This is a genomic window from Pseudomonas sp. GV105, from assembly GCF_003058185.1.
GTDB lineage: Bacteria > Pseudomonadota > Gammaproteobacteria > Pseudomonadales > Pseudomonadaceae > Aquipseudomonas > Aquipseudomonas veronii.
In genome coordinates, this window is sequence record NZ_QBUF01000006.1 from 157,641 (window position 1) to 179,119 (window position 21,479).

A 21,479-nucleotide genomic window follows, 5' to 3' on the forward strand; every position below is an offset into this window, starting at 1 on the left:
GTCAACCGATGAGGGTGTATCCATGATGTTTTCACCGACCGAAAAACCGCTTTTTTCCCCGCCCATGCTGGCGCCTCTGCCTGTCCTGCAGCGCGCCTTGGTTGAGCAATGGGGCTTTGGCCCATCGACCCCGCCGAGCGCCGCCTGTATCCACCACGCCATCGAAGCGCAAGCGGCGCTGGCGCCGCATGCGACGGCGGCAGTGTGTGCGGGGCAGCGCATCAGTTATGAACAACTCAACCGCCAAGCCAATCGTTTGGCCGCGGGCTTGATCGAGCAGGGCGTCAAACGCGGCGACACTGTGGCGCTGTTCGTCGAGCGTTCGATCCCCATGCTGGTGGGCCTGTTGGCCGTGTTGAAGGTCGGCGCCGCGTATGTGCCGCAGGACGCCAGAATCGTCCCGCCCCTGCAACTGGCCATGGTCCTCGAGTCATTGACCAGCCCGCTGATTCTGACCCTGTCGCACCTGGCGGATCGCATCCCGTCAGACGCCGCCCATCGCAGCTTGTGCCTGGACACGTTCCTGGCCGAAGTGCCCTGGATCACCCAGGACAATAAGCCGGTGGGCGCCGTCGTCGACACTCACGACCTGTGTTTCGTGCTGTTCACGTCCGGCACCACGGGGCGCCCCAACGGCGTGTGTGTCAGTCACCGTAACGTATGCAACATCCTGTTGACGCAGCCCGGGCGGATGGGCATGGCGCCGGGCCGCAACGTCGGGCAGATCCTCAATATCGGCTTCGACATGGCGGCCTGGGAAATACTCGGCTGCCTGGCCCATGGCGCGACGTTGCTGATTCGCGGCAAAGCCATTGCGCAGACCGCTGCACAGTGCCATGTGTTGATCGCAACCCCTTCGATCCTGGCCGGCCTCGATCCTCGGCAGTGCCCCGATCTCCAGGTGGTCGCGGTCGCCGGAGAACCCTGTTCCCAGGCCCTGGCCGAGCGTTGGGCGGCGCATTGCACGTTCTACAACGGCTGCGGCCCCACCGAAACCACCATCGTCAATACGCTGCATCGGCATGTGCCTGGCACCCCATTGACCATCGGCCAGCCGACCCCCAACAACAGCGTGTATGTGCTCGACGAACAGGGCCGACCCTGTGAGGCGGGGCAAGCCGGGGAAATGTGGGCGGGCGGCGCCGGGGTAACGGCGGGCTACCTGAACAACCGCGCATTGACCCACGAACGGTACCGCCCGGACCCCTTTGTGGGCGGCGACGCCATGATGTTCCGCACACGCGACCTGGGACGCTGGACGGCCGACGGGCAACTCGAGCACCTGGGGCGCGTCGATGACCAAGTGAAAGTCCGCGGGTTCCGGGTGGAGCTGGACGCGGTGTCCAGCGCCCTGGAAGCCGGCGATGGCTGCACGCGGGCCGTCACGCTAAAACTCGACAGCCGCACCTTGGTCGCCTTTGTTTCGCCGGCCAGCGCCGATGTGGCGTCCTGCCGACGCCAATGCGAGCAGCGCCTGGCCTACTACTGCGTGCCGGCGCTGATCGACGCAGTGGAGCATTTTCCACTGACCGCCCGCGGCAAGATCGACAAGGCGCTGTTGCTGCAACGGGCGCGTGAAAGGTGGGTGGCCGTGCAGGCGTTCGCGGTGCAGGAGCCTGGCCATGCTTGATGCCCTGAGCCAAACCGTGGTGCCGCCCAAACCGGCGCTCTGGCGGCGCTGGACGGCGTTGCCGGTGTTTTCCTACTACAACCGCCTGGCGGCGTTGGTGTTGCTCAGCAACCTGGCGTTTGCGGTGCTGGGCGTCGGCCTGCAGGGCGTCAGCGCCCAGACGTTGTCGTCGCTGGTGCTGATCAACCTGTCGCTGGCCATCCTGATTCGCCAGCAATACCTGATCAATGCGTTGTTCTGGCTGGCGACGCGCATCCCCGTCACCTGGCCGCTGCGTGTGCGGCGCAGCGCGGCCAAGGTGTACCACGTCGGCGGGCTGCACAGTGGCGCGGCGCTGGCGGCCACGGGCTGGTTCGCGGGGTGGGTCGGTGTGCAGGCCACGGACTATCTGCAGCGGCCGGGCAGCGTTTCGTCCACCGGGTTGTGGCTTGGCGCGACGCTGCTCGGCGTGTTGCTGTTGATGGTGGGCATGGCGCAACCGCGCATCCGGGGGCGATTTCACAATGGCTTCGAGCGGGTTCATCGGTTTGCGGGGTGGGCCGCGTTGCTGTTGTTTTGGGCGCAGACCTTGCTGGCGTCCGTCGAACGCGGTGCGAGCCTGCTGCACAGTGGCGCGTTCTGGATGCTGGTGCTGTTGACGCTGAGCATCGCGCTGCCCTGGCTGCGGCTGCGCAAGGTCGCCGTTGAGCACACGCGGCCTTCCGGGCATGCGGTGATTACGCGCTTTACCCACACCACACCATTCGCCGGTTCGTCGACCGCGATCAGCCGACATCCGCTGTTGGAGTGGCACTCGTTTGCCAACATCCCCACACCGGGCCAAACCGGGTTTCGGCTGACCATTTCCCGCGCAGGGGATTGGACGGGGCGGTTTATCGAGGACCTGCCGCGCCATGTGTGGGTCAAGGGCATCACCACCGCTGGCGTGGCCCATGTGGAAACCCTGTTCAAGTCGGTGGTGTACGTCGCCACCGGCAGCGGGATCGGCCCGGTCATGCCGCATTTACTCGCGGCGCGGCTGCCGATCCAGCTGATCTGGTCGACCCGCAGCCCGCGCAAGACCTACGGCGACGAATGGGTCGACGAGATCCTGGGTGCCCAGCCCGACGCGTTGATCTGGGACACCGATGAGCGCGGCAAACCTGACCTGGTGCAGTTGGCCTACGGCGCCGTGCAAGCCTGTGGCGCGGAGGCTGTGATCTGTATCGCCAACCAACGACTGACGCAGCAGGTCGTGCAAGAGCTGGAAGCCCGGGGGATACCCGCCTATGGCGCGATCTGGGATTCGTGAAGCGTGTGTGTTCATTAAACGATATCAATCAATGGAGGTGCCTATGAATGTAGTGATCGAGCGTCAGGGTCGGGTGGTCCTGGTCAGGCTCAATCGTCCCCAGGTCAAGAATGCGCTGAACTCGGCGCTGATGACCGAGCTGGTTTCTTGTCTGGAGGCCCTGGACCAGGACCCTCAGGTCGGGTGTTTTGTCATCACCGGCGGTGCGCAGTATTTTGCCGCCGGAGCCGATATCAAGGAGATGAGCGGCAAGACCTATCAGGACATGCTCAACGAGGATTACTTCGTCGGCTGGGAGGCATTTACCCGCCTGCGCACGCCGACCATCGCCGCCGTCAACGGTTACGCCTTCGGCGGAGGGTGCGAACTGGCGCTGATGTGCGACATGATCTTTGCCGCCGATAGCGCCACCTTTGCCCAGCCGGAGATCAAGCTCGGCGTGATCCCTGGCATGGGGGCGACCCAACGTCTGACAGGCTTGATCGGCAAGGCCAAGACCATGGATCTGGTGCTGACCGGGCGGCCGATGACGGCTCATGAGGCTGAACAGGCCGGGTTGGTGTCGCGTGTCTATCCGGCGGCGAGCTTGCTGGAGCAGACGCTGGCGGTGGCCGCGCAAATCGCCGGTTTTTCTCGCCTGGCCACCCGGGCGGCGCGCGAGGCGGTCGAGCAATCCCTGCAGCTCGGGCTGCACGAGGGCGTGCGGCTGGAACGCCGACTGTTCCACAGTCTGTTCGCCACGCCCGATCAGCAGGAGGGCATGCAGGCGTTTCTCGACAAGCGACCGGCCGCGTTTAATCGGGTGTAGGAGGGCCAAGGACTCGGCGCTGGGCTACTCTGAAAAAAACTACAGTGAAGGAGGAATAAACCTACATGGGATTCGTCTCATAGCTCAATTTCCCCTTGGCCATGTGCCCTGGAGCTTTTCATGGTAGATCACTCATCACCGCCCCGTCCGCCACTCAGCACGGCCAGCCTGGCGATCAGGCTGGCGTGTATCGGTGGCGTGGTAGCGGCTGTCGCCGGGGCGTTTGCCTACGTCAACGGCACCTTCGACCCACAACGCCTGCAGCCCAAAACCCTGGTCAATGCCCTGGAAACCAATAACGGCATCCACCCGGGGTTTCGGCGCAATCATGCCAAGGGCGTGTGTGTCGCGGGGTACTTCGAGAGCAGCGCCGAGGCGCGTGCCTACTCCAGTGCCCAGGTATTCAATGCGGCCAGGACCCCATTGATCGGCCGGTTTGCCTTGCCCAGCGGTAACCCCTACGCGCCGGACAGCAGTGTGCCGATCCGCAGTTTTGCCGTGCAATTCAGCCAGGCCAACGGCCAGCAGTGGCGCACCGGGATGAACAGCATGCCGGTGTTTCCGGTGGGCACCCCCGAGGCGTTCTATCAACTGCTCAAGGCCGGCGCGCCCGATCCGGCCACCGGCAAGCCCAACCCGGCGAATATGCCGGCGTTCTTTGCGGCCCATCCCGAGGCCGCGCCGTTCCTGGCGTGGGTCAAGACGGCCAAGCCATCCGCCAGCTATGCGACGGAAACCTACAACGGTATCAACGCGTTTTTCCTGGTGGGCGCCGATGGCAAGCGCCAGGCCGTGCGTTGGGCGGTTGTCGCGCAAAGCCAGGATGCTGTGGGCGATACCGCGCCAGCCGGCAGTGACTTCCTGGAAAAAGACCTGGTGCAACGCCTGGCTTCCGGACCGCTGCGTTGGCAGTTGAACCTGACCCTGGCCAACCCCGGCGATCCGCTCGACGATGCAAGCAAACCCTGGATCGGCGAGCACAAAATACTCAACGCCGGCACCCTGGTGCTGCAAAGCAGCCAAGCGCAAGCAGACGGCGATTGCCGCGACATCAACTTCGATCCGCTGATTCTGCCAAGCGGCATCGAGGCTTCGAATGACCCGCTATTGGCCGCGCGTTCGGCCGCCTACGCCAGTTCCTACCTGCGCCGCGCCGCAGAAGTCAGCCCGTTGCACCGCCCCCCTCAGGAGTCGAAGCCATGAATGCCCAACCACGGTTTTTCGCCCCCCTGGCGCGCCTGCTGCACTGGCTGATGGCGCTGATGATCATCGCCATGCTGTTTATCGGCGCGGGCCTGGCAGCGTCGGTTTCCGAACGGCATGAATGGTTGATCCACCTGCACAAGCCGCTGGGTATTGCGATCCTGGCGTTGGTGATCGTGCGTTTGGCGGTGCGTTTTTCCACGCGCCAACCGCCGTTGCCTGGCGATTTGCCGCGATGGCAAGTGTTGGCGGCCAAGGCCTCCCATTGGCTGCTGTATGCCTTGATGCTGGTGTTGCCGCTGCTCGGCTGGGCGATGATTTCGGCGGCGGGCGACCCGGTGATGCTCAGCCATTCGGTGCAACTGCCGGCGCTGGTGTCGGCCAACGCACCGCTGTTCGCGGTGCTGCGCAAGGCCCATGGCTATCTCGCCTACGTGCTGTTTTTCACGGTGTTGTTGCACCTGGCGGCGGCGCTGTTCCATGGGTTGATTCGCCGTGACGGCGTGCTGCAGAGCATGACGGGCACCCAGGACTGAGGCCCGCGCTTGATCCGTGTGGCGAGCACGCTCGCCACATTCAGCGCAACAGGCCGACGATATCGGCCACGCTGCTCAACACATCCTTGCCCAACTGCATCGAGCGTTTGCCCGACCAGCCGGTGTTCGGGTTGGGCGCGTCGTCGTTGTCCTTGAAGGGCATCTCCAGGGTCAGCGACAGGCAGTCGTACTTCTCACCGACGGCATTGCAGGCCAGGGTCATATTGGCTTCGCCCGGCAGGTCGCGGGTGTAGCCGTGGGTGGTCTGGAAGTCACGGGTCAAGGCGCTCAGGTGGCTGCGAAAGTGCTTTTCCAGGGCTTCGATACGCGGGGTGTAACCGGGGTTGCCTTCGCAGGCGGCGGCGAATACGTAGGGGATTTCTTCGTCACCGTGGATATCGAGGAACAGGTCGACGCCATACTTTTCCATTTGCGTCTGGACGAACAGCACTTCCGGGCTGATCTCCTGGCTGGCGCTCTGCCAGGCGCGATTGAGGTCCTGGCCCATGGCGTTGGTGCGCAGGTGGCCGTGAAACGCGCCGTCGGGGTTCATGTTCGGCACCAGGTACAGGTCGGCGACGGCCAACAGCTTTTTCAGCTCGGCGTCGCCGTCCTGCTGCAGGCGTTCGATGATGCCTTCCATAAACCATTCGGCCATGTGCTCGCCGGGGTGCTGCTGGGCGATGATCCACACCTTGCGCCGACCTTCGCCACCTTTGCCACGGCGCAACAGTTGGATATCGCGGCCTTCGACACTTTTACCGGTGGCCAGCAAGCGGGTGCCGGCATGGTTCAGCGCCTGGTCGATGAGCCAGTCGTGGCGCTCGCGGCTGTAGGGTTCGAAGTAGGCAAACCAGGCGTGTTTCTCACGGGTTTCGAGACTGATGTGCAGGGTTTCGCCGTCGAAACGCGTAGGCACCCGGAACCAATTGACGTGGTCATACGACGCCACGGCGTTGTAGCCGCTCCAGGCGTGTTTATAGGACGATTGCCCGGCATTGCTCAGGCGGAAGGTGTGGGTGTGGCCCACGTGCATGCCTTCGGCCTTGAAGTGGAACCATTGGAAATGGTGACTGCGGGTATCGGGTTTGATTGCCAGCAACAAGTGATAGGCATCGCTGGCATCCAGAACCTGGATGTTGCCGCTGTCGAAGTTGGTGCTGATTTTGATGGAGGTCAAGGCCACGGTCATAGTCTGGCTGCCTGAGTATGAGTGTTGTGGCGGTTATCTTACACAGAGGCCGGGCAAAATCCGGATGCAAAATTGTTGCGGGAGGAGGGGGGCGTCATCCTTGACGCCGCAGCAGCTTAGAATCTATGAGATTGATTCTCAAGTGCTATTTCGCAAAGGTCTGAGCCTGAGCGGTCGCCCGACTTTCTTTTGACGATGGTCTTTTGCTATCATGCGTGCCATCAAGCAACACACAGTCTTCATTAGCCTGAAGCCAAGCCAGAAACACTGGCAAAAAAAAGACCCGGCCAAAGAGCCGGGTCAAAAACCGTGATTAGCCTGATGAGGAGATATTCCAAGAGTCCGACCTAAGGTCCCTTGGTCTATCGACTGATCTCGCGATCAGCTTGGTCCAATAATAATCATTATCATTTGCAAGTCAAATGTTTTTATCCGTGGGATAGAAATATTTTTCTTTCGCGTGGCTCATGCACCGTCCTGAGCCTGCGGCGCCTGCAACGATCGCTCCACCATCGCCTTCGCCATATCAATCAAATACACCACTGAAAATGCCAGGTCACGCTGGTTGCCTTGATGGCTGCTCGCCGATTCGTAGGCTGTGGCAGCCGCGCTGCGCAACAGGTCCGAGGCATGCACCAGGGCTTCCTCCGGGCTGACACCGGGCTTGATGCTGAAGAAGGCGTCGTTCGGGGCCGAGGCGCACATCTCTTCTTTCAAATAGTAATCCAGCGCACGTTGGGCGGCGCCGCTGCTGCGCATGTCGAGCAGCTCATGGGATTCGGGTTCGCAGGGCAGGCGATACGGGCTTGTCGTCATAGGGCGGTACTCGGGTTGGGTGTCGAAACGCTGATACCCGATGATAGTACGTATCGTATTTATGTCGTTTTATGGATTACTACAAACTGTTTATTGCCCTGAAAAATACGCGACGTATTGTCAGGCCCCATGGATAAATGGATCGCGTTGGTCAGGGCCAACATGAAAGACCGCAAGGTCACGCAGGATGAACTGGCCGAACGCCTGGGCATGTCCCAGGGCGGTGTCGGGCATTGGCTGAACAAGCGCCGGGTGCCAAGCCTGGCGGACATGAACCGGGTGCTGGAAGCGCTGGGGCTGGGCTCCCTGGAAGTCGCGCTGGATATTCGTCGCAAGGCCGATGCGCTGCCGGTTGGGCCACCACACTACAACCCGTACTTCCGCTACCCGGTCAGCGATTGGAAAGGCGTGTGCGAACTTCGCGAAGAGCGCCCGGCCTACGGCGCGGCGCGCTTCGAACTGACGGACTACCATGCCCAGGGCGAGGCTTACTGGCTGCCCGTGGTCGGCGACGCGATGACCGCGCCCAGTGGCCTGAGCATCGGTGCCGGGATGATGATCCTGGTGGACCCGGCCATCGACGCCGAACCCGGCAAGCTGGTGGTCGCGCAGTGGGCGCACAGCCCGCAGGCGACCTTCCGCCAGTTGCGCGAAGAGAGCGGCCAACTGTACCTGGTGCCGCTCAATCCGACTTACCCCAAGCGCCTGTTCAGCGACGATTGCCGCATCCTCGGCGTCGTCGTGCAGGCCACGGCGAAGTTCTAGTCCGCGGGTTCAAGCTCGACCAGCGCGCAACCTTCGGCAACCATTTCGCCTTCCTGGCAGAACAGTGCCTTGACCACGCCGGCCTGGGGCGCGCGGATGCTGTGTTCCATCTTCATCGCCTCCAGCACCACCAACTGCGTGCCGGCTTCGACGGTCTGGCCGACATCCACCAGCACCCGCACGATGCTGCCGTTCATCGGCGCGGTGAGGCCGCCTTGGTGGGATTGGTTGGCTTCGACTGCCGCAATCGGATCGAACAGGCTGACGGCATGCATGTCGCCCTCCCAGCGCAGGAACAGCGTGCCTGCGCTACGCACGGCCAGATGGGCACGGCGCACGCCCTGATGGTCGATCAGCAGCTGTTCGCCTTGCAGTCGCGGCGTGTGTTGCGCCAACGTCACCAGGCGATCCTGGCCGTTGCAGCTCAAGTGCAGTGAGACTTCGGCGGGCAGCCCTGCGCGAAAGCCGCGAGTGTCTGCCCACGGCCCGTCGCCGGCCGGCAGGCTCTGCATGAAGGCCGAACCCGCGGCCTGCCAGAATTCGTCGCTCAACGCTCCGGGCAGCGGCAGCAGTTCGTCCTGATAGCGCGGAATAAAGCCGGTATCCAGCTCGGCGGCGGCAAACGCCGGATGGGCGATGATGCGTCGCACAAAGCCCAGGTTGGTCTTGAGTCCGCCGACGGCGAACTCGTCGAGCATGCTCAACAGCCGCAGCCGCGCTTGTTCGCGGTCCTCGCCCCAGGCAATCAGCTTGCCGAGCATCGGGTCGTAGAAGGGCGAAACGCTGTCGCCTTGCTCGACGCCGCTGTCCACGCGGCGGCCCGGGCCGGGTGCGGACTCGCGGTACAGCGTCAGGTGGCCGGTCGCGGGGAGGAAATCATTGGCCGGGTCTTCGGCATACAAGCGCACCTCGATCGCATGGCCGATCAACGGCACCTGCGCCTGGGTGATCGGCAGCGCTTCGCCCTGGGCCACGCGAATCTGCCAGGCCACCAGGTCGAGGCCGGTAATCGCCTCGGTCACCGGGTGCTCCACTTGCAGCCGCGTGTTCATCTCCATAAAGAAAAACTCGCCACGGGCATCCAGCAAAAACTCCACCGTGCCCGCGCCCACATAACCGATGGCCTGGGCCGCACGCACCGCGGCTTCACCCATCGCCCGGCGCTGGTCGCCGCTCAAGCCGGGCGCCGGGGCTTCCTCGACGACTTTTTGGTGGCGCCGCTGGATCGAACAATCGCGCTCGTTGAGGTACAGGCAGTGCCTCTGCTGATCGGCAAATACCTGGATCTCCACATGGCGTGGCTTGAGCAAGTACTTCTCCACCAGCATCTGCGCGTTGCCGAAGGACGACAGCGCCTCACGCTGGGCGGAAGCCAGGGCTTCGGCCAGTTGACTGACGTCCTCGACCACTTTCATGCCCTTGCCGCCGCCACCGGCCGTGGCCTTGAGCAGCACCGGGTAGCCGATGCGCGCGCAGGCGGCGCGGAAGGTGTCCAGGTCCTGAGCTTCGCCGTGGTAGCCCGGCACCAGCGGCACGCCGGCGGTTTCCATCAGTGACTTGGCGGCGGACTTGCTGCCCATGGCGTCGATTGCCGAGGCGGGCGGGCCGAGGAAGATCAGCCCGGCCGCCTCGACGGCACGGGCAAAACCGGCGTTTTCGGAAAGGAAGCCGTAGCCCGGATGAATCGCCTGGGCGCCGCTGGCCTGGGCGGCGGCGATCAGTTTGTCGATTTGCAGGTAACTGTCGGTCGCTTTGCTGCCGCCGAGGTCGACGCGGATATCGGCTTCGCGGCTATGGCGCGCATCGCGATCGGTGGCGCTGTGGACCGCCACGGTGGTCAACCCCATCGCCTTGGCGGTACGCATCACGCGGCAGGCAATTTCGCCACGGTTGGCCACCAGTATCGTGGTCAGTGTGCTCATGAGCGTGGCTCCTGCGACTGCCAGCTGGGCGGGCGTTTTTGCAGGAATGCGCGTAAACCTTCCTGGCCTTCGGCGCTGACGCGGATCCGGGCGATGGCATTTTCGCAATAGCGCCGCAGCGCCGGGGTGAGGGCGCCGTTACCGACTTCGCGCAGCAGATCCTTGCTTGCACGCATCGCTGCCGGGCTGTTTTGCAGGAGGTTGGCAATCCAGTGGTCGACCTGTTGATCCAGGGTTTCGGCCGGATAGCTTTCCGCCAGCAGGCCGATGTCGCGCGCGCGTTCGCCGCCAAAGCGTTCGGCCGTGAGCGCATAACGACGCGCCGCGCGTTCCCCGATGGCTTGCACCACAAACGGGCTGATCACCGCAGGCGCCAAACCGATGCGTACTTCCGACAGGCAGAACTGCGCGTCATCGGCCCCGATCGCCATGTCGCAGCAACTGATCAGGCCCAGCGCGCCACCGTAGGCTGCGCCTTGCACCACCGCCAGCGTCGGGATTTTCAGCTTGGCCAGGTTGTACATCAGCTCCGCCAGTTCGCGCGCGTCGTCGAGGTTGGTGGCGTAATCCAGTTCGGCCGACTGTTGCATCCAGGCCAGGTCGGCGCCGGCGCTGAAGTGTTTGCCGCGCCCGCGCAGGACCAGAAAGCGCAGCGACGCATTGCCCTGCACCTGGTCGAGGGCGATGATCAGTTCGCGGATCATTTCGGCGTTGAAGGCGTTGTGCTTGGCTTCGCGACTGAGCCACAGCGTGGCGAAACCACGGCTGTCGGTGATCAGTTCGAGGGTGTTGAAATCGTTCATGGGGTACAGCTCCATTTACATGCGGAACACGCCGAAGCGGCTCGGCTCGATGGGGGCGTTCAGTGCGGCAGACAGGGCCAGGGCCAGCACGTCGCGGGTCTGCAACGGGTCGATGACGCCGTCATCCCACAGGCGTGCGCTGGAGTAATACGGGTGGCCCTGGGTTTCGTACTGGTCGAGGATCGGCTGTTTGATCGCCGCTTCCTCTTGCGCGCTGAAGCCGTTGCCGGCGCGTTCGGCCTGCTCGCGCTTGACCTGCACCAACACGCCGGCCGCCTGTTCGGCGCCCATCACGCCGATGCGCGCGTTGGGCCACATCCACAAAAAACGCGGGTCGTAGGCGCGGCCGCACATGCCGTAGTTACCCGCGCCAAAACTGCCGCCGATGATCACGGTGAATTTCGGCACCTTGGCGCAGGCCACCGCCGTGACCAGCTTGGCGCCGTGCTTGGCGATACCGCCGGCCTCGTACTTCTGGCCGACCATAAAACCGGTGATGTTTTGCAGGAACAGCAACGGAATCCCGCGCTGACACGCAAGCTCGATGAAGTGCGCGCCTTTTTGCGCGGCTTCGGCGAACAGAATGCCGTTGTTGGCCAGGATCGCTATCGGGTAGCCGTGCAAGTGTGCAAAGCCGCAGACCAGGGTGGTGCCGAACAGCGCCTTGAACTCATCGAACACCGAGCCGTCCACCAGTCGCGCAATCACTTCGCGCACATCGAACGGCTGCTTGGCATCGGCCGGGATCACGCCGTACAACTCTTCGCCGCTGTACAGCGGCGCCACTGGCGTGCGTTGCAGCAACTGGCCTTGTTTGCGCCAGTTGAGGTTGGCCACGCTGCGCCGGGCCAGGGCCAGGGCGTGTTCATCGCTGTCGGCATAGTGGTCGGCCACGCCGGAGATCTTGCAGTGTACGTCGGCACCGCCGAGGTCTTCGGCGCTGACCACTTCACCGGTGGCGGCCTTCACCAGCGGCGGGCCGGCGAGGAAGATGGTGGCTTGCTGGCGCACCATGATTGCTTCGTCCGCCATCGCCGGCACATAGGCGCCGCCAGCGGTACACGAGCCCATCACCACCGCAATCTGCGGGATGCCCTGGGCGCTCATGTTGGCCTGGTTGAAGAAGATCCGCCCGAAGTGCTCGCGGTCGGGGAAGACCTCATCCTGGCGCGGCAGGTTGGCGCCGCCGGAATCCACCAGGTAGATGCATGGCAGGCGGTTCTGTTCGGCGATGGTCTGCGCGCGCAGGTGTTTCTTGACCGTCAGCGGGTAGTAGGAGCCGCCTTTCACCGTGGCGTCGTTGGCGACGATCATGCATTCGACGCCTTCCACGCGGCCGATCCCGACAATCACCCCGGCGGCCGGCACGTCTTCGCCATACACCTGATGAGCGGCCAGTTGGCTGAGTTCCAGGAACGGCGAGCCCGGGTCGAGCAAGCGGTTGATCCGCTCGCGTGGCAGCAGTTTGCCGCGCGAGGTGTGGCGCTCCTGGGCCTTGGCGCCGCCGCCTTGCTGCACCTGGGCGAGCAGGGTGTGCAGGGCGTCGACCTGTTGGCGCATCGCCGCGCTGTTGGCGGCGAACTCCGCCGAGCGCGGGTTGAGCAGGGTGTGCAAGGTGGCCATGGCGCGCTCCTTCAGCGGGTTTCGTTGAAGAGTTCGCGACCGATCAACATGCGCCGGATCTCACTGGTGCCGGCGCCGATTTCGTACAGCTTGGCGTCGCGCAGCAGGCGTCCAGCGGGGAATTCATTGATGTAGCCATTGCCGCCCAGGATCTGGATCGCGTCGAGGGCCATTTGCGTGGCGCGTTCGGCGCTGTAGAGGATCACCCCGGCCGCGTCCTTGCGCGTGGTTTCGCCGCGCTCGCAGGCCTGGGCCACCGCGTACAGGTAGGCGCGGCTGGCGTTGAGTTGGGTGTACATGTCGGCGACCTTGCCCTGGATCAGCTGGAATTCGCCGATGCTCTGGCCGAACTGCTTACGGTCGTGGATGTACGGCACGATCAGGTCCATGCAGGCTTGCATGATCCCGGTCGGGCCGCCGGACAGTACGACGCGTTCGTAGTCCAGGCCGCTCATCAGCACTTTGACGCCGCCGTTGAGCACGCCGAGGATGTTGTCCTCCGGCACTTCCACGTCATCGAAGAACAGCTCGCAGGTGTTGGAGCCGCGCATGCCGAGCTTGTCGAACTTGTTACTGCGGCTGAAGCCTTTCCAGTCGCGCTCGACGATGAACGCCGTGATGCCGTGGGCGCCTTTCTCCAGGTCGGTCTTGGCGTAGATCACGTAGGTGCTGGCGTCGGGGCCGTTGGTGATCCAAGTCTTGCTGCCGTTGAGCACGTAGTGGTCGCCGCGCTTGTCGGCGCGCAGTTTCATCGAGACCACGTCGGAGCCGGCATTCGGCTCGCTCATGGCCAGGGCGCCGACGTGTTCGCCGCTGATCAGCTTCGGCAGGTACTTGAGTTTCTGTTCATGGCTGCCGTTGCGGTTGATCTGGTTCACGCAGAGGTTGGAGTGGGCGCCGTAGGACAACGCCACCGACGCCGAACCACGGCTGATCTCTTCCATGGCCACCACATGGGCCAGGTAGCCCAGGCCGGCACCGCCGTATTCTTCGGCCACGGTAATGCCCAGCAGGCCCATGTCACCGAACTTGCGCCACAGGTCGGCGGGGAACAGGTTGTCGATGTCGATTTGTGCCGCGCGCGGAGAAATCTCCTTGGCCACGAAGGACTGCACTTGGTCGCGCAGCATGTCGATGGTTTCGCCGAGGGCGAAGTTCAGGGAGGGGTAACTCATGGACAGGCACCTTTATTGAGCTTTGTTGTTGTGGGGTGACGGCACCGGGGAGGGGATGCTCACCTTTACGTTAACGTAAGCTTGCGTTGCGGCGCTGTCAATCGTAGTTTACGTTTACGTCAACCTACAAAAAAGACAACAGGGGTCGTTATGGATCAACCGAATCAGAGCTACAGCCGTGGCTCTCAGGACAAGACCTTGTTGGCCATGACGATCGGTCAGGCCTTCGATCACACGGTTGCGCAGTCTCCCGATGGGGAAGCCTTGGTGGTGCGTCACCAGCAACGCCGCTACACCTGGCAGCAACTGGCGGAGACCGTCGACCTGCACGCCCGCGCGCTGCTGGCGTTGGGCCTGCAGCGCGGCGATCGCCTGGGCATCTGGGCGCCGAACTGCGCCGAGTGGTGCATCAGCCAGCTGGCCAGCGCCAAGCTCGGGGTGATCCTGGTCAATATCAATCCGGCCTATCGCAGCACTGAGCTGGAATACGTGCTCAAGCAATCCGGCTGCCAATGGCTGGTGTGTGCCGGTTCGTTCAAGACCTCCGATTACCACGCGATGTTGCAGGAACTGCTGCCCGAGCTGGCGGAGCAACCCGTCGGCCGCTTGAACTGCGAAAAACTGGCGGACCTGCGCGGCGTGATCAGCCTTGCGCCGCGCCCGCCCACGGGCTTTTTGCCCTGGTCGCAACTGGCGGCCCTTGGTGCGGGCATCCCGCCTGAGCGATTGATCGCGCGCCAAGCCAGCCTGCACTTCGACCAGGCCGTCAATATCCAGTACACCTCCGGCACCACCGGCTTCCCCAAGGGCGCCACCCTTAGTCATCTCAATATCCTCAACAACGGCTACATGGTCGGCGAAAGCCTGGGCTTGACCGCGCAGGACCGCCTGGTGATCCCCGTGCCGCTGTATCACTGTTTCGGCATGGTGATGGGCAACCTGGGCTGCATCACCCACGGCACCACCATGATTTACCCGAACGACGGCTTCGACCCGCTGCTGACCCTGGCCGCCGTCGCCGAAGAACGCGCCACCGCCCTGTACGGCGTGCCGACCATGTTTATCGCCATGCTCGACCATCCGCAACGCGGCGAGTTCGACCTGTCCAGCCTGCGCACCGGGATCATGGCCGGTGCCACCTGCCCGATCGAAGTGATGCGCCGGGTCATCGGCGAAATGCACATGAGCGAAGTGCAGATTGCCTACGGCATGACCGAAACCAGCCCGGTGTCCCTGCAGACCGGCCCCGATGACGACCTGGAGCGCCGCGTCACCACGGTCGGCCGCACCCAGCCGCAATTGGAAAGCAAGATCGTCGACCTCGCCGGTCACACCGTCGCGCGTGGCGAGATCGGTGAGCTGTGTACCCGTGGCTACAGCGTGATGCTCGGTTACTGGAACAACCCCGACGGCACCCGCGACGCAATCGACGACGCCGGCTGGATGCATACCGGTGACCTGGCGACCATGGATGAACACGGCTACGTGTGCATCGTCGGGCGCAACAAGGACATGATCATTCGCGGTGGCGAGAACGTGTACCCGCGCGAGCTGGAAGAGTTTTTCTTCGCGCACCCGGCGGTGGCCGATGTGCAGGTCATTGGTATTCCGGATGAGCGTTATGGCGAAGAGATTGTTGCCTGGGTCAAGTGTCACCCCGGGCATGTGGCCAGCGCGCTGGAGTTGCACACGTGGTGCAAGGGGCGTATCGCGCACTTCAAGACGCCCAAGCATTTCAAGTTCGTGGATGAATTCCCGATGACGGTCACCGGCAAGATCCAGAAATTCCGCATGCGCGAGATCTCGATCGAAGAGCTGCGAACGCAGTCTTAGTCGTTTCGCTGAAAACTTGTGGGGGTAGGGAGCAAGCCCCTCCCACAGTTTAAATTGCGTAATCCCAGACAGCACAAAGGGGACCCGAAGGTCCCCTTTAATTTGTTGTTACGTGCTCTTTTTTTATTATTGAGGGGCGGTCTATTGTTGTTTTTGGCAACCGTTACCCTTTACCGCTGTTTTTGGCGACCCCATCCAGGGTCAAGAGCAAACGTATTTTTTTGAGCGCTGATCTGCTTCTTCGTACACGATCCAACCAGTGGGTAGCTACCTGAGGTAGTTTTATTTTTCTCTATCCGGTTGCGGGTTTCGGCATGCCGTACCCTGCGAAGCACATCTTCTCCAAAAAAATCTGTTAGCTGCGTCTCTGCCGTGTTGTTTTTGTTATGTCAGAGTCGTTTCGTCTTATTTTTATTAGGTTTGGCGCTTTTTATTCTTGTTATGCCATAGAGATAGCAGAAGCCGTGCCAACTTTTAAAAATCGTTTAAAATCAATGAGTTGAGTTTTTTGTGGGAAATGCCCTACGGTAAACACGGGAAAATATGTTCCCGTGTTACTCGTCCGGCCGGCCTGCGGTAACACATTGTCACGGCTAAGTTACTCAACTGGCGTTACGCGCCCCGGCAACGCGCGAGCCGCTGGGCCGGCCGAGCACGTCGCTGATCTGCCGGCCCGCGAGAATCAATCGCTCCAGGTCGATGCCGGTCTCGATCCCGAGGCCGTTGAGCAGGTACACCACATCTTCGGTGGCGACGTTACCGCTGGCGCCCTTGGCGTATGGGCAACCGCCTAGGCCGGCGATAGAGCTGTCGAACACGTTGATCCCTTCCAGCAGGCTGGCGTAGACGTTGGCGACGGCCTGCCCATAGGTGTCATGGAAGTGCCCCGCCAACTTGTCCCGTGGCACGTGCGCGCCCACCACCTCGAACAGCCGGCGCGTGGCTCCCGCGGTGCCGGTGCCGATGGTGTCGCCCAGGGACACTTCATAGCAGCCCATGGCAAACAGCTCGCGGGCCACCGCCGCCACTTGTTCCGGGGCGACCGCGCCTTCGTAAGGGCAACCCAGCACGCAGGACACATAGCCGCGCACACTGACACCCTGCTGTTTGGCGGCCGCCATGATCGGCACGAATCGCTCCAGGCTTTCGCTGATCGAGCAGTTGATGTTGCGCTGCGAAAACGCCTCGGACGCCGCAGCAAACACCGCGACCTCCTTGACCCCGGCGGCCAGCGCATCTTCAAAGCCGCGCAGGTTCGGCGCCAGCGCGCCGTAGGTCACGCCGGGCTGGCGCTGGATCTGCGCAAAGACTTCGGCGGAACCGGCCATCTGCGGCACCCATTTGGGCGAAACAAAACTGCCGACTTCGATGTAGCTCAGGCCCGCGGCGCTGAGGGCATCCACCAACTGCACCTTGTCGGCCACGCTGATGGGTTGGGCTTCATTCTGCAAACCGTCGCGCGGGCCGACTTCGACCAGGCGCACGTGGGAGGGGAGGGACATGGCAACTACCTTATGATCAATGGCCAGCCTGGCCTTGGATGGTTTCGGCCAGGGCCTGGGTGCAGCGCTCTTCGGCGGTGTCCAGTTCCAGCTTCATTTGTTCGATGTCCAGCAACTGCTGCTCCAACTGTTCGCGACGCTCGGCGATTTTCACCAGCATGCTGTTGAGTTGGACATGGTTGCCGCTGGTGGGGTCGTAGAGTTCGATCAGTTCACGGCATTCGGCCAGGGAAAAACCGATGCGCTTGCCGCGCAGGATCAGCTTGAGGCTGACCTTGTCCCGCGCCGAGTAGATGCGTTCCTGGCCCCGGCGTTCCGGGGCCAGCAGGCCTTGTTCCTCATAGAAGCGAATGGCGCGGGTGGTGATGTCGAGCTCGCGGGCGAGGTCGGAAATGCTGTAGGTCGTGCTCATGAAGGCGCTCAAGAAAGTCTTGGCGCTAAGCTAATGTCAGGTTGACGTAAACGTCAAGGTCGATCATCAATCCCTGTAGGAGCGAGCTTGCTCGCGAAAAACGTCAACGAGAACGCGGTAGCCCTGATACCCAAAGGCGCCCTCGGGTTTTTCGCGAGCAAGCTCGCTCCTACACGGCGACAGGTTCAGGCTTGCAGCTTGTCGAGTTTCTTCTCGTGCGCCGTGACCTGCTGGCACAACTCGATCATTTGCTCGCGCATCCAGCGGTTGGCGGGGTCCTGGTCGGTGCTCTCGTGCCAGTACAGGTGGGTTTCCACCGGCGGCACGTCGTTGACCGGCAGGTTGAACCAGTGCAGTTCATGGCGGCGGGCGAAGCGCTCGGGCACGGTCATCACCATGTCGGTCTGCTGCAACACTTGCGAGGCCATCAGGTAGTGCTGGGAGCGCAGGGCGATCTTGCGCTGGATGCCCATCTTGCCCAGGGCCAGGTCGACATGGCCCAGGCCGTTGCGGCGGCTGGAGATATGGATATGGGTCAGCGACAGGTAATCATCCAGGGTGAACTTGTCCTTGCCCGCCATCGGGTGGCCCTTGCGCATGGCGCACACGTAGCGGTCTTCCATCAGCTTGACGTGGCGCACCTGCGGGTCGGTGTTGAGCGGTGCGTCGACGGCAAAATCCAGGCGCCCGGCGGCCAGTTCCTTGGTGGTCTCGCGGCGTTTGGACAGGAAACTCTCGATCACCACCGTCGGCGCCAGGCGACGCAAGCGCTGGAACAGCAGTGGCAGGATCACCGCTTCGGTCAAGTCGGTCATGCTGATGCGGTAGGTCTTGGCCGCCTGTTGCGGGTTGAAAATCCGGCTTTCCTGCACCGACACGCGCAGCAATGACAGTGCGTTGCGCACCGGGCCGATGATGTTCTGCGCCATCGGCGTGGGCACCATGCCTTGGGCGGTCCGCACGAACAGCGGGTCGTTGAAGGTCTCGCGCAGGCGTGCCAGAGCGTTGGACACCGCCGGTTGGGTGATGCCGACAATCTGCCCGGCACGGGTCAGGTTGGCTTCGGTGTAGATCGCGTCAAAGACGATAAACAGGTTGAGGTCGACCTTGCTCAGATTCATTTCGTTGCGCTCTTATTGTTAGGTGGCCATGCCCCGATCATATATCGGTGATGAATGTTAATACACGCCGAGAATAGGCTAGGTAAATTATCAACGCTGTTCTAGCATCGATTGCATGACCTAAACAACCTCTCAAAGAAGGGAGCTGCTCATGGATTTCGCCTATTCGCCCAAGGTTCAGGAACTGCGTGAACGCGTCACTGCGTTCATGGACGCTTACGTTTACCCGGCCGAACCGGTGTTCGAACGCCAGGTCAGCGAAGGCGACCGCTGGCAGCCCACCGCGATCATGGAGGAGCTCAAAGCCAAGGCGAAAGCCGAAGGCCTGTGGAACCTGTTCCTGCCCGAATCCGAACTGGGCGCTGGCCTGACCAACCTTGAATACGCGCCGCTGGCGGAAATCATGGGCCGTTCGCTGCTGGGCCCGGAGCCGTTCAACTGCTCCGCCCCGGACACCGGCAACATGGAAGTGCTGGTGCGCTACGCCAACGCCGAACAGAAACAGCGCTGGCTCGAACCGCTGTTGCGCGGCGAGATCCGCTCGGCCTTCGCCATGACCGAGCCCGACGTGGCCTCCTCGGACGCGACCAACATGGCCGCCCGCGCCGAGCGCCAGGGCGACGAGTGGGTGATCAACGGCAAAAAATGGTGGACCTCCGGCGCCTGCGACCCGCGTTGCAAGATCCTGATCTTCATGGGCCTGAGCAATCCCGATGCGCCGCGCCACCAGCAGCACTCGATGATCCTGGTGCCGGTGGACGCCCCTGGCGTGAAAATCGTGCGCCCGCTGCCGGTGTTCGGTTACGACGATGCGCCCCACGGCCACGCCGAAGTGCTGTTCGACAACGTGCGCGTGCCGTATGAAAACGTCCTGCTGGGTGAAGGTCGCGGCTTTGAAATTGCTCAGGGGCGTCTTGGCCCGGGCCGCATTCACCACTGCATGCGCTCCATCGGCATGGCCGAGCGCGCGCTGGAACTGATGTGCAAACGCGCCATCAGCCGCACCGCGTTCGGCAAACCGTTGGCGCGCCTGGGCGGCAATATCGACAAGATCGCCGACTCGCGCATGGAAATCGACATGGCACGCCTGCTGACCCTGAAAGCCGCCTACATGATGGACACCGTGGGTAACAAAGTGGCGAAAAGCGAAATCGCCCAGATCAAGGTGGTGGCGCCGAACGTGGCGTTGAAGGTGATCGACCGCGCGATCCAGATCCATGGCGGCGCCGGCGTCTCCAACGACTTCCCGTTGGCCTACATGTACGCCATGCAACGCACCCTGCGCCTGGCCGATGGCCCGGACGAAGTCCACCGTGCGGCGATCGGCAAGTTCGAGATCGGCAAGTATGTGCCTAAAGAGTTGATGCGCGGCGGGCAGTAACACCGCGTCGCCTGCCGTCGCGGGCAAGCCCCCTCCCACACTAGACCGCGTTCTCATGCACAACTCGGTCAACTGTGGGAGGGGGCTTGCCCGCGACGAGGCCCGTGCGAACAACACAAAACACAAACCTCAGTACACCCAAACCTCCACCCGCCGATTCTTGATCCGGCCCTCATCCGCGGTATTCGCCGCCACCGGCATCTGCGCGCCGAACCCGCGGATATCGCGGAGCACCACGCCGCTCTTGACCAATTCCCGACGCACCGCCATCGCCCGCAGCTTGGACAACAGCGCCGCGCGTTCGGGGTCATTCTTGATATCGCCAAACCCTACCAGCGTCACCTGCTTGTCGAGCTTGCCGTGGCCTTTTATATACGCCACCACGCGCTGCACATCCTGGCGCGCCTTGTTGTCCAGGCTCGCGCTGCCTTCCTCGAAGCGGAAATTCACCGTCAGGCGCTGGGCCTCGCGGGCAATTGCCTGATAGTCCTCGGGCATGGACGGGCGCGGCTCCACGCTTATCGCCTGGACCCGCTGCGCGATAAACCCGTTGGCCGCCACGATCGCCTGGCCCTTGCTGCTCTGGGTGAAGTCCACCAGCGCCTTGGCCCACGGATTGTGCGTGGTCGGCGGTAGGTAAAAGAACAGGCGGCGCGACAGCGGGTAGTCCTCGGTGGCTATCAGGCTGTTCAGCGGCAGCATCGGTTGCGAGTCACCGTCGACGATCGCCACCGCTTTGGCCTGGCGCACATAGGGCAGGCCGATGAAACCGATGCCTTGCGGGTCCTGGCTCACCGCGTCCGACAGTTGCTCGCTGGCCTCGAACCGCTTGGCCGACGCGGCGAGGGGCTTGCCGCGACGGCTCAGGACCAGGTCCTTGAAGGTGTCATAGGTGCCCGACCGATCATCCCGCGCATATAAATGAATCGCCCCGCCGATGCCGCCGAGTGCTTCCCAGGTGCTGATCTCACCGTTGAAGATTTGCGCCAGTTGCTCGGTGTTCAGCGTATTCAGCGGGTTGCGCGGGTTGAGGATGATGGCCAGGCCGTCGATGGCGATCACCTGTTCGGCCTCGGGGCTTTTCAGGTCGCCCAGGGGTTCGAGGTCCACCAGTTCGCTGTCTTTGATCGGGCGGGAGGCGGCGGCGAGGTCGGCGCTGGCTTTGTGCAGGGCGGCAAAACCGGTGCTGGAACCATGGGCGTCGACCTCGATGGTCAGCGTCTTGCCCTGGCGGGTCTTGCCGATCACGCGCTGTTCATTGGCGCCTTCGGCGGGTTCAGCGTGGACCCCTTGCAGCCCCTGCTGCTCCATCAACCCCTTGACCAGCGCCGGGCCAAGCGCCGCGCCGATCGTGTTGGAGCCCTGGATGCGCAAGGCGGGGCCCTGATCGGGGATGGGCAGCGGCGCGCTAACGGCACTCAGGGGAAAAAGGGTCAGCAGTAACAGAACGCGCAGGATCATGCCGG

General features: G+C 63.0%; 18 protein-coding genes. 8 read left to right on the plus strand and 10 right to left on the minus strand.

The window, feature by feature from the left end:
• Positions 1-22: 22 nt before the first annotated feature.
• From C8K66_RS13415 to C8K66_RS13435, 5 genes are all read left to right on the plus strand, one after another.
• Positions 23-1,630 (plus strand): amino acid adenylation domain-containing protein, encoded by a 1,608-nt coding sequence (locus C8K66_RS13415; RefSeq protein WP_108525061.1) that lies wholly within the window; start codon positions 23-25, stop codon positions 1,628-1,630.
• Positions 1,623-2,921: a hypothetical protein gene (locus C8K66_RS13420; RefSeq protein ID WP_108525063.1), complete on the plus strand. Its 1,299-nt coding sequence runs from the start codon at positions 1,623-1,625 to the stop codon at positions 2,919-2,921. Before C8K66_RS13415 ends, C8K66_RS13420 begins: the two co-directional genes overlap by 8 nt.
• Before the next feature lie 43 nt (positions 2,922-2,964).
• Positions 2,965-3,729: an enoyl-CoA hydratase-related protein gene (locus C8K66_RS13425; RefSeq protein WP_017848122.1), complete on the plus strand. Its 765-nt coding sequence runs from the start codon at positions 2,965-2,967 to the stop codon at positions 3,727-3,729.
• Between the two features lie 120 nt (positions 3,730-3,849).
• Positions 3,850-4,932 (plus strand): catalase family peroxidase, encoded by a 1,083-nt coding sequence (locus C8K66_RS13430; protein ID WP_017848121.1) that lies wholly within the window; start codon positions 3,850-3,852, stop codon positions 4,930-4,932.
• The gene (locus tag C8K66_RS13435) at positions 4,929-5,468 is read left to right on the plus strand and encodes a cytochrome b (RefSeq protein ID WP_017848120.1); all 540 of its coding nucleotides are present in this window, start codon (positions 4,929-4,931) and stop codon (positions 5,466-5,468) included. The genes C8K66_RS13430 and C8K66_RS13435 overlap by 4 nt, the downstream gene beginning before the upstream one ends.
• Before the next feature lie 40 nt (positions 5,469-5,508).
• On the opposite strand, the gene C8K66_RS13440 is transcribed toward C8K66_RS13435, so the two are convergent.
• Both C8K66_RS13440 and C8K66_RS13445 read right to left on the minus strand, forming a co-directional pair.
• Positions 5,509-6,660 (minus strand): M14-type cytosolic carboxypeptidase, encoded by a 1,152-nt coding sequence (locus tag C8K66_RS13440; RefSeq protein ID WP_046485401.1) that lies wholly within the window; start codon positions 6,658-6,660, stop codon positions 5,509-5,511.
• A gap of 465 nt (positions 6,661-7,125) precedes the next feature.
• Complete coding sequence (locus tag C8K66_RS13445; protein ID WP_026140171.1) at positions 7,126-7,476, minus strand: DUF6124 family protein; 351 nt, start codon at positions 7,474-7,476, stop codon at positions 7,126-7,128.
• Positions 7,477-7,605: 129 nt separating this feature from the next.
• On the opposite strand from C8K66_RS13445, the gene C8K66_RS13450 reads away from it, so the two are divergent.
• Positions 7,606-8,241, plus strand: coding sequence for a LexA family transcriptional regulator (locus tag C8K66_RS13450; protein ID WP_079444220.1), 636 nt, complete (start codon positions 7,606-7,608; stop codon positions 8,239-8,241).
• Here the strand turns inward: C8K66_RS13450 and C8K66_RS13455 are convergent.
• Genes C8K66_RS13455 through C8K66_RS13470 form a run of 4 tightly spaced genes read right to left on the minus strand, consistent with a single transcriptional unit; the run spans position 8,238 to position 13,764 of the window.
• Entirely contained in the window at positions 8,238-10,163 is a 1,926-nt protein-coding gene (locus C8K66_RS13455) for an acetyl/propionyl/methylcrotonyl-CoA carboxylase subunit alpha (protein WP_108525065.1), read from the minus strand. The genes C8K66_RS13450 and C8K66_RS13455 overlap by 4 nt on opposite strands.
• Entirely contained in the window at positions 10,160-10,966 is an 807-nt protein-coding gene (locus tag C8K66_RS13460) for a gamma-carboxygeranoyl-CoA hydratase (RefSeq protein WP_017848114.1), read from the minus strand. Before C8K66_RS13460 ends, C8K66_RS13455 begins: the two co-directional genes overlap by 4 nt.
• A 15-nt stretch (positions 10,967-10,981) precedes the next feature.
• Entirely contained in the window at positions 10,982-12,589 is a 1,608-nt protein-coding gene (locus tag C8K66_RS13465; protein ID WP_057004449.1) for a carboxyl transferase domain-containing protein, read from the minus strand.
• An 11-nt stretch (positions 12,590-12,600) separates the two neighbouring features.
• Positions 12,601-13,764: an isovaleryl-CoA dehydrogenase gene (locus C8K66_RS13470; RefSeq protein ID WP_046382870.1), complete on the minus strand. Its 1,164-nt coding sequence runs from the start codon at positions 13,762-13,764 to the stop codon at positions 12,601-12,603.
• 150 nt (positions 13,765-13,914) lie between these two features.
• On the opposite strand from C8K66_RS13470, the gene C8K66_RS13475 reads away from it, so the two are divergent.
• Positions 13,915-15,597 (plus strand): AMP-binding protein, encoded by a 1,683-nt coding sequence (locus C8K66_RS13475; RefSeq protein WP_108525067.1) that lies wholly within the window; start codon positions 13,915-13,917, stop codon positions 15,595-15,597.
• Positions 15,598-16,199: 602 nt separating this feature from the next.
• On the opposite strand, the gene C8K66_RS13480 is transcribed toward C8K66_RS13475, so the two are convergent.
• The 3 genes from C8K66_RS13480 to C8K66_RS13490 all read right to left on the minus strand — a co-directional run bounded on the left by C8K66_RS13480 (position 16,200) and on the right by C8K66_RS13490 (position 18,632).
• A complete protein-coding gene (locus tag C8K66_RS13480) occupies positions 16,200-17,099 on the minus strand; it encodes a hydroxymethylglutaryl-CoA lyase (protein WP_108525069.1) in 900 nt (299 codons plus the stop codon).
• Positions 17,100-17,115: 16 nt separating this feature from the next.
• Positions 17,116-17,511, minus strand: a complete 396-nt coding sequence (locus tag C8K66_RS13485; RefSeq protein ID WP_017848109.1) for a MerR family DNA-binding transcriptional regulator — start codon at positions 17,509-17,511, stop codon at positions 17,116-17,118.
• Positions 17,512-17,696: 185 nt separating this feature from the next.
• Positions 17,697-18,632: a LysR family transcriptional regulator gene (locus C8K66_RS13490; protein WP_017848108.1), complete on the minus strand. Its 936-nt coding sequence runs from the start codon at positions 18,630-18,632 to the stop codon at positions 17,697-17,699.
• 151 nt (positions 18,633-18,783) lie between these two features.
• Between C8K66_RS13490 and C8K66_RS13495 the strand changes: the two genes are divergently transcribed.
• The gene (locus C8K66_RS13495; protein ID WP_017848107.1) at positions 18,784-20,013 is read left to right on the plus strand and encodes an acyl-CoA dehydrogenase; all 1,230 of its coding nucleotides are present in this window, start codon (positions 18,784-18,786) and stop codon (positions 20,011-20,013) included.
• A gap of 129 nt (positions 20,014-20,142) precedes the next feature.
• Here C8K66_RS13495 and C8K66_RS13500 read toward each other — a convergent pair whose 3' ends face one another.
• Positions 20,143-21,474 carry a substrate-binding domain-containing protein gene (locus C8K66_RS13500; protein ID WP_057004445.1) on the minus strand — a complete coding sequence of 444 codons (1,332 nt, stop codon included), beginning with the start codon at positions 21,472-21,474 and terminating at the stop codon, positions 20,143-20,145.
• Positions 21,475-21,479: the final 5 nt, after the last annotated feature.

Coding starts and splice junctions, on each gene's coding strand:
- C8K66_RS13490 (WP_017848108.1), bottom strand. CDS start 18,632: ATGAATCTGAGCAAGGTCGACCTCAACCTGTTTATCGTCTTTGACGCG.
- C8K66_RS13435 (WP_017848120.1), top strand. CDS start 4,929: ATGAATGCCCAACCACGGTTTTTCGCCCCCCTGGCGCGCCTGCTGCAC.
- C8K66_RS13455 (WP_108525065.1), bottom strand. CDS start 10,163: ATGAGCACACTGACCACGATACTGGTGGCCAACCGTGGCGAAATTGCC.
- C8K66_RS13460 (WP_017848114.1), bottom strand. CDS start 10,966: ATGAACGATTTCAACACCCTCGAACTGATCACCGACAGCCGTGGTTTC.
- C8K66_RS13500 (WP_057004445.1), bottom strand. CDS start 21,474: ATGATCCTGCGCGTTCTGTTACTGCTGACCCTTTTTCCCCTGAGTGCC.
- C8K66_RS13445 (WP_026140171.1), bottom strand. CDS start 7,476: ATGACGACAAGCCCGTATCGCCTGCCCTGCGAACCCGAATCCCATGAG.
- C8K66_RS13440 (WP_046485401.1), bottom strand. CDS start 6,660: ATGACCGTGGCCTTGACCTCCATCAAAATCAGCACCAACTTCGACAGC.
- C8K66_RS13480 (WP_108525069.1), bottom strand. CDS start 17,099: ATGTCCCTCCCCTCCCACGTGCGCCTGGTCGAAGTCGGCCCGCGCGAC.
- C8K66_RS13485 (WP_017848109.1), bottom strand. CDS start 17,511: ATGAGCACGACCTACAGCATTTCCGACCTCGCCCGCGAGCTCGACATC.
- C8K66_RS13415 (WP_108525061.1), top strand. CDS start 23: ATGATGTTTTCACCGACCGAAAAACCGCTTTTTTCCCCGCCCATGCTG.
- C8K66_RS13475 (WP_108525067.1), top strand. CDS start 13,915: ATGGATCAACCGAATCAGAGCTACAGCCGTGGCTCTCAGGACAAGACC.
- C8K66_RS13420 (WP_108525063.1), top strand. CDS start 1,623: ATGCTTGATGCCCTGAGCCAAACCGTGGTGCCGCCCAAACCGGCGCTC.
- C8K66_RS13430 (WP_017848121.1), top strand. CDS start 3,850: ATGGTAGATCACTCATCACCGCCCCGTCCGCCACTCAGCACGGCCAGC.
- C8K66_RS13450 (WP_079444220.1), top strand. CDS start 7,606: ATGGATAAATGGATCGCGTTGGTCAGGGCCAACATGAAAGACCGCAAG.
- C8K66_RS13465 (WP_057004449.1), bottom strand. CDS start 12,589: ATGGCCACCTTGCACACCCTGCTCAACCCGCGCTCGGCGGAGTTCGCC.
- C8K66_RS13425 (WP_017848122.1), top strand. CDS start 2,965: ATGAATGTAGTGATCGAGCGTCAGGGTCGGGTGGTCCTGGTCAGGCTC.
- C8K66_RS13470 (WP_046382870.1), bottom strand. CDS start 13,764: ATGAGTTACCCCTCCCTGAACTTCGCCCTCGGCGAAACCATCGACATG.
- C8K66_RS13495 (WP_017848107.1), top strand. CDS start 18,784: ATGGATTTCGCCTATTCGCCCAAGGTTCAGGAACTGCGTGAACGCGTC.